This window comes from Lachnospiraceae bacterium JLR.KK008 (genome assembly GCA_037015955.1).
Classification (GTDB): Bacteria; Bacillota; Clostridia; order Lachnospirales; family Lachnospiraceae; genus VSOB01.
On the sequence record CP143548.1, the window covers coordinates 302894 to 316575 of the forward strand.

Sequence of the window (13682 nt, forward strand, 5' to 3'; positions counted from 1 at the left end):
CTCAATGCTTTTTGTAGGTATCCTTTTTTCCGAGCAGACTGCCACGCACAACTGAATTTTTTCCAAAACGTTTTCGAATATCGTCAATCGCTTCATCTAACCGATGCTGCTTTGGCGATATTTGTGTCTGATCGAGATCGAACAGGGAAAGCTGGGTAGGTTCCTCCGCGTCACACAGCTTTGCGGTGCGGATGCCAAGCAGTCTTACCGGCTTGTTGTTCCACGTTTCCTGAAACAGTTTACAGGCGGTCTCGTAGATCGTCCGGTCAGTGTCTACAGGCGACGGAAACGTGGTCTGATGAGAGACGGTCTGAAAATCCGCATACTTAATCTCGATCGCTTCGGTCAGAGCACACTGATTTTCTGTGCGCAGACGTGATGCCACCGATTCTGCGAGGAAGAGCAGCGCTGTCTTTGCATCCTCAAATGTCACGGCATCCTGCGCCAGGGTGATGGAATTGCCAATTCCCTTGGCTTTTTCCGGCCCTGCGAGAACAGCAGAGTCATCGATACCGTTTGCATACTCCCACAGCAGACGGCCATGACTTTTCAGATGCGCCTCTAAAATAAGGGGGTCGGCATGAGCGAGATCGCCGATTGTGATGATCTCCAGTTTTTTCAGCGCCTCGACGCTGGATCTTCCGCACATGTATAAGGAGGAGACAGGAAGAGGCCACATTTTCTTTTCTATCTCATCTCGAAACAAGGTATGTGTCAGATCCGGCTTTTTAAAATCAGAAGCCATCTTTGCCAGCACTTTACAGTCCGAGATCCCGATATTCACAGTAAACTGAAACAGGCGGAATATTTCCTGGCGCAGCCTGTCGGCACACGCCTGCGGCGAAGGGTATCTGTGAGAGACCGGTGTGAAATCCAGATAACATTCGTCAACGCTGACTTGCTCAATATCAGGGCAGACATCATATAAATAATCCATCAGCGCCTGAGAACATTTGGCGTACAGGCTGTGGTCCGGCGGAGCCATCACGAGAGAGGGGCACTTCCGAAATGCGTTTACGACCGGTTCACCTGTCTGGATGCCGTATTTTTTTGCGGGAATTGATTTGGCCAGCACCACACCGTGCCGCTTCTCCATGTCTCCACCGATAATGGCGGGAATCTGCCGCAGATCTGTCGGGTCCCCTGCTTTTAACCGTTCAAGGGCAGTCCAGCTTAAATATGCGGAATTTACATCAATATGAAAAATAATCCGATTCATGACATCTGCCTCCGACAACTATTTTACAAATTTGGAAATTTCTTTACAAGTAAAATATTAACTGTTAGAATAAATCTGTTACAAAAATGTTACACGACTTACGTGAAGAATACAATACGGAGGATTCCGGAAAGTTAACAGAATATGAAGACTTCAAAAAAGAACAGATGGGCGTTACTCAAAGGATGGGGACTGGCAATTATTGTCAGCGCATTCTTTCTGCCACATTATATGAAATTGGAAAGTACGGGAAATAATATATTTCACATATCATTGAACGGTGTGGCGGTCGGAAGCAGCGCAGCGGAAGATGTGGACGATTATGTGCGCAGGGCACGTCTGCAGATTGCCGGAGAGAGAGACAGCCTTGTGATGGTCGACGCACAGGTAGAGGTGCAGGGCGAGGAAGTATGGTTCGGAAAGGTGGATTCTGACAAAGCGATCATTGCCAATATGGCACAGGTGATGAGAGAGAACGAGAAGGAGACACTGCATCGGTCCTATACGGTCAAGATCAATGATTATACGATCAACCTGGCAAGCTCTCAGGAAGTGCTGGATCTGCTCGATGCGGTGCTGGACAAATATGACACAACGGGCAATTACAGCGCCCGGCTCGTCATGGACCCATCCAGAGAATTGAATGTGTTGACGACGCAAATCGTAGACCTGGATGAGGAACAGAAAAAAGAAGAGGAGGACAGAGACTTTCGCAAGGAAGTCGGTGCGGAGGCATGTCTGAATCAGGCGTTCGAAATGATAGAACCAGACCGGGAGAAGGAGTTTGGGGATTATGAGCTGGGACTTATCTCGCTGGCGTATGGCGATCTGGTGGAAGTGGTGGAGGCATATCTGCCGGCGGAGGAATTGACATCGCTTCCGGAAGCGATCGATCAGGTGACAAAAGAGCAGGAGAAGAATAAAATATACGAAGTAGTGGCGGGAGACACGCTTTCTCAGATCGCAGAAGACAACGGTCTGCGTATGGACAAGCTGATTGCCATGAATCCGACGATCGAGGATGAGAGTTCCACGATCCGCGTGGGCGACGAGATTATCGTTACCTCTCCGGAGCCGGAGCTGTCCGTCGTGCGTCAGGAACAGGAGTACTATGAAGAAGACTATGACGCGGAAGTGATCTATGTGGATAACGACGACTGGTACACGACGGATCAGGTGACGCGGCAGGAACCGTCCGCGGGGCACAGACAGGTCGTGGCGATTGTCTCTTACCGCAACGATACGGAAACCGGACGGGAGATACAGAAAGAAGAAGTGACGATGGCGGCGGTTCCCAAAATCGTTGAACGGGGAACAAAAATACCGCCTACCTATATCAAACCGATTTCGGGCGGGAGACTCTCATCCGGATTCGGCAGAAGAAAATCACCGACAAAAGGAGCCTCTTCCAATCACAAAGGCATCGACTGGGCGACGCCGATCGGAACTGCCGTTATGGCCTCTTGCAGCGGAACGGTCACGAAGGCGGGCTGGGGAAGCGGCTATGGTTATGTCGTCTATATCGATCACGGCGACGGCAGGCAGACCCGCTACGGACATCTGAGCAAGGTCCTTGTCAAGGCGGGGCAGAAGGTATCGCAGGGACAGAAGATCGCCCTCAGCGGAAATACCGGAAGGAGTACGGGGCCTCATGTCCACTTTGAAATATTGATCGGCGGTTCCCAGGTCAATCCGTTTAATTATTTGTCATAAACGATAAAAAGAAGCTGCCGGTGCTGATGATAAATTCTTCTGGCTTTACAAATATAAGAAATGTGGTATACTTTACTATAGTTTTTTAAATATTTCAGAGGTTGAATGATGGAACAATATGCGATTAAAGGCGGAAATCCGTTAGTTGGGGAAGTGGAGATCGGCGGGGCTAAGAATGCGGCGCTGGCGATTCTGGCGGCTTCCGTGATGACGGACGAGACGGTAGTGATAGAGAATATGCCCGATGTGCGCGATACGAACGTGCTGTTACAGGCGATTTCCAGTATCGGCGGACTGGTGGACCGGGTAGACAGGCATACAGTAAAGATCAATGGTTCCCAGATACACAATCTGATCATTGACGGCGATTATATTAAAAAGATCCGCGCTTCCTATTATCTTCTCGGCGCGCTTCTCGGCAAGCGCAGAAAAGCGGAAGTGGCGCTTCCGGGAGGATGTAATATCGGCAGCAGGCCGATCGACCAGCATATCAAAGGCTTTAAGGCTCTGGGGGCCAGTGTCAGCATTGCGCATGGTCTGATCATTGCTGAGGCGCAGCAGCTCAAAGGCAGCCATATTTACATGGATGTGGTGACGGTGGGCGCTACGATCAATGTAATGATGGCGGCAGTGATGGCAGAGGGGCAGACAATCATTGAGAATGCGGCGAAGGAGCCGCATGTCGTCGACCTGGCCAATTTCCTCAACAGTATGGGCGCCAATATCAAAGGCGCCGGTACGGATGTAATCCGCATCAAAGGGGTGTCCAGGCTGCACCGGACCGAATATACGATTATTCCGGATCAGATTGAAGCGGGTACGTTTATGTTTGCGGCGGCTGTGACGAAAGGTGATATTACTGTAAAGAATGTGATTCCCAAACATCTGGAGTCGATCAGCGCAAAACTTCTGGAGATCGGCTGCGAGATTGAGGAGTCAGATGATGCGGTGCGTGTGGTGGCGTCCAGAAGACTGAATCACACACATGTAAAGACACTGCCTTATCCGGGATTTCCGACGGATATGCAGCCGCAGATAGCGGTTGCGCTTGGGCTTTCAGGCGGCACAAGCATCGTGACCGAGAGTATTTTCGAAAATCGCTTTAAATATGTGGACGAGCTCACCCGTATGGGAGCCAGCATTAAGGTAGAAGGCAATACGGCGATCATCAATGGTGTGGACCGGTATACGGGAGCGGGCATCTCGGCTCCGGATCTTCGTGCCGGCGCAGCGCTTGTTCTGGCAGGACTGGCGGCGGAAGGCGTGACGACGATCGACGAGATCCGTTATATCGAGAGAGGGTATGAGGATTTCCCGCAGAAACTGACAAGCCTCGGCGCACAGATCGAGATGATAGACACGGAGAAGGCATTGCAGAAATTCCGTCTGCGAGTCGGATAGCTATTGACAATCCATATACACAGGTGTATGCTGATGTTGATATAAAAATTCCATATTGGTTATTTCTCTTATTCAGAGTGGTGGAGGTACATAGGACCTGAGAAGCCACGGCAACCCCGTAAGGAAGGTGCCAACCTGAGCGAGTAGATCGAACAATAAGAGGATTTGCATATCACAAACTGACAAGTCCGCTTATCCAGCGGGCTTTTTTATTTCATAGATCAGTGCATTCTATGAAATAAAGAAAATACACAGCGCGCAGAGTGAAAATAACTGCCTGGCAGCCCGCTCGCGTGCACAACTTAATTTCAGGAGGAAAAACAGATGGAAAAACTTTTATTTACTTCAGAATCTGTCACAGAGGGCCATCCCGATAAAATGTGTGACGCCATATCCGACGCCATCCTTGATGCGCTGATGGAAAAGGATCCGATGAGCCGTGTAGCCTGTGAGACAGCGACATGTACGGGTTTCGTACTTGTCACAGGAGAGATCACGACCAACGCATATGTGGACATCCAGAGGATTGTACGCGATACGGTAAAGGAGATTGGCTACGACAGGTCGGAGTATGGATTTGACGGCAATACCTGCGCTGTAATGGTGGCGATCGACGAGCAGTCTTCGGATATTGCCATGGGTGTCGATAAGGCGCTGGAAGCAAAGGAGAACAGAATGTCCGATGCCGAGATCGAGGCAATCGGAGCCGGCGATCAGGGCATGATGTTTGGATATGCCACAAATGAGACACCGGAGTATATGCCATATCCGATCTCGCTTGCTCATAAACTTGCACTGCAGCTTACAAAAGTGAGAAAAGACGGCACATTAAAATATCTGCGTCCGGACGGAAAGAGCCAGGTTTCCGTGGAATACGACGAAAACGGAAAACCGAAACGGCTGGAGGCAGTCGTTCTCTCCACGCAGCATGACGCGGATGTGACACAGGAACAGATCCATGAGGACATCAAAAAGTATGTGTTTGACCCGATCCTGCCGCAGGAGCTGATTGACAGTGAAACAAAATTCTTTATCAATCCTACGGGACGCTTCGTCATCGGCGGACCTCACGGTGATGCCGGCCTTACGGGACGTAAAATTATCGTGGATACTTATGGCGGCTATGCACGTCACGGCGGCGGCGCTTTCTCCGGTAAAGACTGCACAAAGGTAGACCGTTCTGCGGCTTATGCGGCGCGTTACGTGGCAAAAAATATCGTGGCGGCAGGACTTGCCGAGAGATGTGAGATCCAGTTGTCTTATGCGATTGGCGTGGCACAGCCGACTTCCGTGATGGTGGATTCCTTTGGCACAGGTAAGGTATCCGATGAAAAGCTGGTAGAGATCGTACGCAGCAATTTTGATCTGCGTCCGGCAGGCATCATCAAAATGCTTGATCTGCGCCGTCCGCTCTATAAGCAGACAGCGGCCTATGGACATTTCGGACGTAACGATCTGGATCTTCCGTGGGAGAAAACGGATAAGGCTGATGAGTTAAAGAAATATATGTAAACTGATGCTTTGGGCGGACCGCCGCCCGGAGAAACAGTTCAGATGAGGACACCGTCTTTTGTCTGGCATGGATTATGTGCAGACAAAAGGCGGTGTTTTGCCTGAAGACTTAAGTTTTCAGGCGACTTGTGATATAATATCGATAGCTATTATACCTGCCGGATGGCGTCAGCTATCATGTCCGCAGGGCATAGTATCATATTCACGAAAGCATAGCGGATGCGGGCCGGACTGTACGTCTAGCGCACGCATCAATGACACGATCACCATACAGGAGACACAGACCATGGCATTTGCACATTTACACGTTCATACGGAATATTCGCTGCTGGACGGTTCCAATAAAATAAAAGAATATGTGAAACGGGTAAAGGAGCTGGGTATGGACAGCGCTGCCATCACCGATCATGGAGTTATGTATGGCGTCGTAGACTTTTACCGCGCAGCGAAGGAGGCGGGTATCAGGCCGATTCTTGGCTGTGAAGTGTACGTGGCACCAAATTCCCGCTTTGACAAGGAGCTGACGGGTGGTGAGGACCGCTATTATCATCTTGTGCTTTTGGCGGAGAATCAGACGGGCTATGCCAATCTGGTCAAGCTCGTGAGCAGAGGGTTTACGGAAGGGTATTATTACAGGCCCCGGGTGGATATGGAAGTGCTGCAGGAGTTTCATGAGGGGATCATAGCGCTCTCGGCCTGTCTGGCGGGAGAAGTACAGCGGTATATTTCCAAGGGACTGATCGGGGAGGCGAAGAAGGCTGCCCGGAAGTATGAGGACTGCTTCGGAAAAGGCAATTATTTCCTGGAGCTTCAGGATCATGGGATTCCCGAGCAGCGGACGGTCAATACCGCACTCATGCAGATCAGCAAGGAGCTGGAGATTCCGCTGGTTGTTACAAACGATGTCCATTATACCTATGCGGAGGACGAGAAGCCGCATGATATACTTCTGTGCATTCAGACAGGTAAGAAGCTGGCCGATGAAGACAGAATGCGCTATGAAGGAGGGCAGTACTACGTAAAAAGTGAAGAAGAGATGAAAAGTCTGTTTCCCTATGCCTGGGAAGCAGTGGAAAATACGCAGAGGATTGCGGACCGCTGTCATGTGGAGATCGAATTCGGGGTGACGAAGCTGCCGAAATTCGAAGTTCCGGAAGGCTTTACTTCCTGGACATATCTGAATGATCTGTGCTATAGAGGACTGGAGGCACGATACGGCGGACAGGATGAGGAAGAGATCAAGGCGAAGACCGGAATGACCCTGAAGGAGCGCCTGGATTATGAGCTCGGTGTCATAAAGAACATGGGGTATGTGGATTATTTCCTGATCGTCTGGGACTTTATTAATTATGCGAAGAGTAACAGTATCGCGGTAGGGCCGGGCAGAGGGAGCGCCGCGGGCAGTATCGTCTCGTACTGTCTGCGCATCACGGACATTGATCCGATCCGTTATAATCTGCTGTTTGAGCGTTTTCTCAATCCGGAGCGGGTGTCGATGCCGGATATTGATATTGACTTCTGCTATGAGCGCCGTCAGGAAGTCATCGACTATGTGGGAGAGAAGTACGGAAAAGATAAGGTTGTACAGATTGTCACGTTTGGTACGCTGGCGGCCAAAGGTGTGATTCGCGACGTGGGGCGCGTGATGGATTTGCCGTATTCCTATGTGGATACCATCGCCCGGATGGTGCCCAATGAGCTGAATATTACGATCGACCGGGCGCTGGAGATCAACCCGGAGTTTCGCAGCCTGCTCGAAAGCGATGCGCAGGTCAGTGAGCTGATCGCGATGTGCAAGAGACTGGAAGGTCTGCCCCGGCATACGTCGATGCACGCGGCAGGTGTCGTCATCTGTCCGGAGAGCGCGGACGAGTTCGTACCGCTCTCCAGAGGATCTGACGGTTCGGTGACGACACAGTTTACGATGACGACGCTGGAGGAACTTGGGCTTTTAAAGATGGATTTTCTGGGACTGCGCACGCTGACAGTCATTCAGAATACGATCGACAACATACGAAACAACAAGGGGATCACGATTGATGCCGGGGGTATAGACTTTAATGACAAAGCGGTGCTGGACGCTCTCGGGACAGGCAGAAATGAAGGCGTGTTCCAGCTTGAAAGCGGCGGCATGAAAAGTTTCATGAAAGAGCTGAAGCCTCAGAACCTGGAGGACATCATCGCAGGCATTTCTCTATACCGTCCGGGACCGATGGACTTTATCCCCAAATATATCAAGGGGAAAAATAATAAGGACGACATTGCCTATTCCTGCCCGCAGCTGGAACCGATCCTGCAGCCTACATATGGCTGTATCGTCTACCAGGAGCAGGTGATGCAGATCGTCCGCGATCTCGGCGGATATACGCTGGGGCGCAGTGATCTGGTGCGCAGGGCCATGAGTAAGAAAAAACAGGCTGTGATGGAGAAGGAGCGGGCCAATTTTATATACGGCAATCCGCAGGAAGGTGTGCCCGGCTGTATCGCGAACGGGATACCCGAACAGATTGCCAGCCGGATCTATGACGATATGATGGATTTTGCCAAATATGCGTTCAATAAGTCTCACGCCGCCTGTTACGCGGTTGTCTCCTATCAGACCGCCTGGCTGAAACATTATTATCCGCTGGAATTTATGGCGGCGCTGCTGACATCTGTGATCGACAATCCGCGAAAAGTATCGGAATATATTATGACATGCCGCAGCATGGGGATCTCTATCCTGCCGCCGGACATCAATGCCGGTGAGGCAGCCTTTTCCGTATCGGGCAATGCGATCCGCTATGCGCTGACTGCGATCAAAAGTATCGGCAAGGGCGTGATCAGTGTGATCGTCGATGAGCGGAAGGAGAGAGGGCCGTATAAAAATCTCAAAGATTTTATCACACGTGTAACGGGGACCGATCTCAATAAAAGAGGGATTGAAAATCTGATCAAGGCCGGCGCTTTTGACAGTCTCGATGGGACGAGAAAGCAGCTCATGAGTATTTATATACGGGTACTGGAGAACATTCAGCATGACAGGAAAAATAATATGGCCGGACAGCTGACGCTGTTTGATCTGGCAGAGGAAGAGGAGAAGGAGAGCTATGACATTCAGCTGCCGGATGTGGGAGAGTATTCGAAAGAGATGATGCTGGCTTTTGAAAAAGAAGTGCTGGGCATTTATATCAGCGGACATCCGCTTGAAGAATATGAGGCAATCTGGAAGAAGCATATAACTGCCATGACTTCTTCGTTCCAACTGGACGAGGAAAGCGGCGCCGTACCTTTGCAGGATGGCAGCAGCGCGACGATCGGCGGTATCATTACGGAGAAAAAAATAAAATATACGAAAAATGACAAGGTAATGGCATTTTTACAGGTGGAGGATCTGGCAGGCAGTGTGGAAGTCATTGTATTCCCGAGAGATTATGAGAAAAACTCTGCCGCGCTCGTTGTGGATAATAAAGTGTTCATCAAAGGCCGGGTTTCCGTTGATGACGAGAGAGATGGCAAACTGATCTGTGAACAGATCACTACTTTTGATGAGGTTCCAAAGACGCTGTGGGTGAAGTTTGCATCGATGGAGGACTATACGGAGGGTGAGAAACGATTGCTTTCGATGCTGCAGGAGTCCGATGGCAAAGACCGGGTGACGATTTACATTGAAAATCCGAAATCGATCAAAAAACTGCCGGCGAATATGGGCGTGCGGGCGGATGCGCTGCTCTTGCGGGCGCTTGTCGATGTCTGGGGTGAAGAGAATGTAAAAGTCGTATAAATTGTGATAAATACGATTGAAATCGCGGAAAAAAACGTTTAGAATAAAAGAAATTGCAGCATATTTTGAGAAAACGGCAGGAGGAGGAATCGGCATGGCAAAGGAAATTAAAACCGTTGGTGTGTTGACCAGCGGCGGCGATGCGCCGGGAATGAATGCGGCTATTCGTGCGGTCGTCCGGAAAGCGCTCAGCAACGGAGTGAAAGTAAAAGGGATCAAAAAGGGCTATCAGGGTCTTTTGAATGAAGAAATCATAGATATGGAAGCATGCAATGTTTCCGACACGATCCAGCGGGGCGGTACGGTGCTGGGTACGGCCAGATGTCATGAATTCCGCACGGAGGAAGGACAGGAAAAGGGCGCGGAGATATGCAAAAAGCACGGGATCGACGGGTTGGTCGTGATCGGCGGCGACGGTTCTTACCGGGGCGCACAGGCGCTTGCGCGGCATGGGATCAATACGATCGGTGTGCCGGGAACAATCGATCTGGATATTGCCTGTACGGAATATACGATCGGATTTGATACGGCTGTCAATACGGCCATGAATGCGATTGACAAAGTGCGGGATACTTCTTCTTCGCATGAGAGATGCAGCATTATTGAAGTCATGGGGCGGAATGCAGGTTATATCGCGCTCTGGTGCGGCGTGGCAAACGGCGCGGAAGATATTCTTCTCCCGGAAAAGTATGATTACAATGAACAGGAAATTATCAATAACATTATCCGCAACAGGAAAAAGGGCAAGAAGCATCATATTATCATCAACGCGGAGGGGATCGGACATTCCACTTCCATGGCCCGCAGGATCGAGGCGGCGACCGGCGTAGAGACGCGTGCGACCATTCTCGGATACATGCAAAGAGGCGGCAGCCCTACATGTAAAGACCGGTTTTATGCATCTATCATGGGAGCGTATGCGGCGGATATACTGTGTGAAGGGAAGACCAACCGGGTAGTCGGTTATCAGCACGGTGAGTTTTTGGATTTTGATATTGAAGAAGCACTGGCGATGCAGAAAGATATTAATGAATATCAGTTTGAAGTCAGCCGTGTGTTATCTGTATAGAGGGAGCTGTAAGATGATTACAAGTCCGGGAAACGCAAGGATAAAAACGGTTGTACGGATGCAGCAGAGAGCAAAAGCGCGCAGGGAAGAAGATGCCTTTCTGACAGAAGGTGTCAAAATGTTTCTCGAGGCGCCAACGGAGCAGATTCGGGAAGTTTATATTTCCGAATCTTTTTCCTGTTCGGACCGGAAAATAAAAAGCGCCGTAGCAGAAAAACTGAAATCGGTACACTGTGAGACCGTATCGGCGGAAGTGTTCAGGAAAATATCCGATACCTGTTCGCCGCAGGGCATTCTCTGTGTGGTCAGGTCTTTTCATTATCAGCTGTCCGACCTGCTGCATGAGGAACATCCGCTGCTGCTCATTCTGGAGGATATTCAGGACCCGGGGAATCTGGGGACGATCGTACGGGCGGGCGAAGGAGCAGGCATTGATGGTCTGATTCTTTCCAGAGAAACGGCAGATATTTATAATCCAAAGACGGTGCGCGGAACGATGGGTTCCGTATACCGTGTGCCTTTTTATTATGCTGATGATCTGAGTGAGATCATAAAAAGATTGAAAGAGAAACACATTCTGGTCTATGCGACCGCTCCGGATGCGGGTCAGGATTATGATACGTGGGATTATTGCCGGGGCAGTGCATTTCTGATCGGCAATGAGGGGAACGGTCTGAAAAAAGAGACGGCGGATTTGGCGGACTGCCGCATGAAAATCCCCATGATGGGAGCGGTGGAATCATTAAATGCGGGCGTAGCCTCGGCGGTTCTGTTATATGAGGCGGCAAGACAGAGGAGAGTGAAGAGATGAAGACAGGAATCATCGGGCTTGGCAATATGGCAGACGCTGTCATAAATGGTATGCTCCGTAAAGAAATCGTAACAAACAAAGAAATATTTGGCAGTGCGGCGTCTGCGGGAACGATCAGCCGCATGGCGGAGAAATACGGGATACGGACGACGCTTGATAACAGAGCGGTTGCGGAAAGCGCTGAAGTGCTGATACTGGCGGTAAAACCGCAATTTCTGGAAACTGTGATCGGGGAAATCAGAGACAGTATCCGGGAAGAGACACTGATGATTACAATCGCCGCGGGAAAGAGCCTTGGCTGGTATGAAGAGAAATTCGGGAAAAAGATCCGTCTTGTGCGTTGTATGCCTAATACGCCGGCAATGGTGGGAGAGGGGTGTACGGCAGTCTGCGCGAACGAAAATGTGACAGAAGAGCAGCTGGAAGCGGCGCTGGATCTGCTGGGAAGTTTCGGGCATACGTGTGTCATACGGGAGCAGCAGATGGATGCGTTTTCCGCTGTGGCAGGCAGCTCGCCGGCCTATGTGTTTCTGTTTATCGAGGCGCTGGCTGACGGGGCGGTGGCCGCGGGAATGCCGAGATCCCAGGCGTATGAGGCGGCGGCGCAGGCCGTGCTCGGCAGTGCGAAACTGCTGCTTGAGAGTGGCAGACATCCGGGAGACTTAAAGGACATGGTCTGTTCGCCGGGCGGCACTACGATCCAGGGGCTGCGGGTGCTTGAGGAACGGGGAATGAGGGGCGCAGTGATCGATGCCATCGGAGCCTGTGTGGAGAAAGCGGGACAATTATAGGAGAAAGCTGAAAAAATAATAAAAAAACCGGTATAAAAATCTCTAAACATGTTAAAACTTGACAAAAGGTAATGTTTTTGCTATGATTTACCAAAAGTTAATAAAATTGTAACACTTTTTCACAAAAATGTTACAAACATTTTGGAGGTTACTATGAAGGGAAAAGGCAGAAGGCTGCTGCGTCGTTTGTCCGGTATGCTCATGGGAGTGACCGCACTGGGACTTTTGCAGCTAACCGCTGCAGCCGGTAATACGGACAGTTTTCAAAAGCTGAACGCTGGTGCGGCTGTAGTCCTGGAAGCTGATCTGACCGACGTTGTTACGGAAGGGCCGGAGGAAGCATCCGCTTCACGTAATGTGGAAGAGAAAGAAGAGAGAGACAGTAAAGGCGCCGCCGAAGAGGATGACGCCGAGGAGTCCAACCTTGTTATGGCAAATGTTCAAAATGCGGTGAACGTGAGGAAAGAAGCCGATGAAGATTCTGAGAGAGTCGGCAAACTTTACAGTGACTGCGGCGGCGAGGTATTAGAGAGACGTAATGGTTGGACGAAACTGAAATCAGGAAATGTTACGGGATGGACGAAAGACGAGTATCTTTTGTTCGGAAAAGAAGCCGAGGAAATGGCGGAGGACGTGGGAAATCTGATCGCGAAAGTGGATGCGGACGCCCTGCGGATCAGGAAGGAACCGGAAGAAGATGCCGATGTGTACGGCATGGCCGGCAAAGATGAAAAGATGGACGCACTGGAAGTCATTGATGATGACTGGATCAGTGTGGAATACGAAGGAGAGATCGGGTATGTCTCCGCAAAATATACGACGATAGAGTTTATTATCGATTCCGGCGAGACGATGGATGAAATTCACAAGCGGGAAGAGAAAGAACAGGAAGAGAAGCGCAAAGCGGATGAGGCGAAAGCCAAACAAAAGGAAAACCGCGGCGCAGTCGCGGTGGAAGCGGCGGACGATATATTGCTGGCGGCGCTTATTCAGTGTGAAGCGGGCAATCAGTCCTATGAGGGTCAGCTGGCGGTAGGCGCGGTCGTTATGAACCGTGTTCGCAGCGGCGGATACCCGAATACGATTTCCGGTGTGATCTACGCTTCCGGACAGTTTACCCCGGCGCTGAACGGCAAGGTGGCAAAACGTGTGGAGGCGGGCGTGAGGGACAGTTGTCTGCAGGCAGCCCGGGAGGCGATTGCCGGAGTTTCCAACGTGGGAGGAGCCACACATTTCCGGAGAGCAGGCAACCATGAAGGCCAGATCATTGGCAGCCATGTGTTCTGGTAAACATCGGTAAATAGACAGGTAAGAAAAGGAAGGTCATTGTGACCTTCCTTTTTTGTTGGATCAGATACGGGTGTCAGACGATACATGAACGGTAGATGATATGTTGTCCGTAT

General features: G+C 50.5%; 9 protein-coding genes and 1 riboswitch. Of the genes, 8 read left to right on the forward strand and 1 reads right to left on the reverse strand.

Going from position 1 to position 13682, the window contains the following annotated elements:
* Window position 1: 1 nt before the first annotated feature.
* Window positions 2–1219 carry a DNA polymerase IV gene (locus V1224_01510; GenBank protein ID WWR16160.1) on the reverse strand — a complete coding sequence of 406 codons (1218 nt, stop codon included), beginning with the start codon at window positions 1217–1219 and terminating at the stop codon, window positions 2–4.
* Window positions 1220–1363: 144 nt separating this feature from the next.
* On the opposite strand from V1224_01510, the gene V1224_01515 reads away from it, so the two are divergent.
* The 8 genes from V1224_01515 to V1224_01550 all read left to right on the forward strand — a co-directional run bounded on the left by V1224_01515 (window position 1364) and on the right by V1224_01550 (window position 13569).
* Window positions 1364–2932, forward strand: coding sequence for a M23 family metallopeptidase (locus V1224_01515; protein ID WWR16161.1), 1569 nt, complete (start codon window positions 1364–1366; stop codon window positions 2930–2932).
* A 108-nt stretch (window positions 2933–3040) separates the two neighbouring features.
* On the forward strand, window positions 3041–4333 hold the full coding sequence (locus V1224_01520; GenBank protein ID WWR17402.1) for a UDP-N-acetylglucosamine 1-carboxyvinyltransferase: 1293 nt from the start codon (window positions 3041–3043) through the stop codon (window positions 4331–4333).
* Window positions 4334–4398: 65 nt separating this feature from the next.
* Window positions 4399–4495: riboswitch (SAM riboswitch) on the forward strand.
* A gap of 162 nt (window positions 4496–4657) precedes the next feature.
* A complete protein-coding gene (metK, locus tag V1224_01525; protein WWR16162.1) occupies window positions 4658–5845 on the forward strand; it encodes a methionine adenosyltransferase in 1188 nt (395 codons plus the stop codon).
* 286 nt (window positions 5846–6131) lie between these two features.
* Window positions 6132–9608, forward strand: a complete 3477-nt coding sequence (locus tag V1224_01530; protein ID WWR16163.1) for a DNA polymerase III subunit alpha — start codon at window positions 6132–6134, stop codon at window positions 9606–9608.
* Between the two features lie 94 nt (window positions 9609–9702).
* Window positions 9703–10677 (forward strand): 6-phosphofructokinase, encoded by a 975-nt coding sequence (gene pfkA, locus V1224_01535; protein ID WWR16164.1) that lies wholly within the window; start codon window positions 9703–9705, stop codon window positions 10675–10677.
* A gap of 13 nt (window positions 10678–10690) precedes the next feature.
* The gene (locus tag V1224_01540) at window positions 10691–11488 is read left to right on the forward strand and encodes an RNA methyltransferase (GenBank protein ID WWR16165.1); all 798 of its coding nucleotides are present in this window, start codon (window positions 10691–10693) and stop codon (window positions 11486–11488) included.
* A complete protein-coding gene (gene proC / locus V1224_01545; protein ID WWR16166.1) occupies window positions 11485–12279 on the forward strand; it encodes a pyrroline-5-carboxylate reductase in 795 nt (264 codons plus the stop codon). The genes V1224_01540 and proC overlap by 4 nt, the downstream gene beginning before the upstream one ends.
* Window positions 12280–12432: 153 nt before the next feature.
* Window positions 12433–13569: a cell wall hydrolase gene (locus tag V1224_01550; GenBank protein WWR16167.1), complete on the forward strand. Its 1137-nt coding sequence runs from the start codon at window positions 12433–12435 to the stop codon at window positions 13567–13569.
* The last annotated feature ends 113 nt before the right edge of the window (window positions 13570–13682 follow it).